Here is a 702-nt window from a genome sequence, read left to right on the forward strand (position 1 = left end):
AGCTCTCACAAAGCGATCAACGGGTGTTGAACTTCCTGGAACACCAGAAAAACCAGTTCCTTGCGCATAAGAGTTACATTGAAAGTTAGATGCAGCACTTTTATATGCTTCCACACTCGGCATCGTTGGCTCACCACTTTCGTTCTGAAAATTAAATGGCATTACATTTACGTAGTTATAACGAACATTTTCTTGCTGCCAAGCAATCAAAGGATCATTGGTTAGCACACCAATAGGGTTCAGATCTGTAATCGTTAATTTTCCCTGCGTATATTCTAAAACAATGCTATTCCCTTTGGCATCATGCACAGGAAAGTGAAATTTCATTGCATTTGGAACTTTAGAGAAAGGACTAACAACCAAAATCTTTCTTCCGCTATCCGGTACAGCCTCTTTTAAATTAGACCCACCTTTATTCAACACGAGATAATCATATTGCAATCCATCAATAACGTCTTGGCAGGTCGCACAGTTTGATAATATCCACGTTGTAATACTAGGGTAATAGACAATGTTATTATGGATAATTTCTTTATTTTCATCAAAAGGAGACTGATACTCACTTTGCGCCAGTACCATAGCCCCCGTAGTTAAGCCTTCAGTATTTAACCCATTGGTCATTATATTTGCAAATGTTTCTGACACACCTAAGGACTTGGCAATATCAAGGTTAAAGCCATTCATTGCAACAAAACTATAGCT

At 38.3% G+C, this 702-nt stretch carries 1 protein-coding gene; it reads right to left on the minus strand.

All coding sequences use genetic code 11. From position 1 onward, the window contains the following. A partial coding sequence (locus tag HH219_RS21675; RefSeq protein WP_249118593.1) for a linear amide C-N hydrolase occupies positions 1-684 on the minus strand: 684 nt, incomplete at its 3' end. Between the last annotated feature and the right edge of the window lie 18 nt (positions 685-702).

The sequence above is a fragment of the Pseudoalteromonas sp. NEC-BIFX-2020_015 genome, from assembly GCF_012952265.1.
GTDB classification, from domain to species: Bacteria; Pseudomonadota; Gammaproteobacteria; order Enterobacterales; family Alteromonadaceae; genus Pseudoalteromonas; species Pseudoalteromonas neustonica.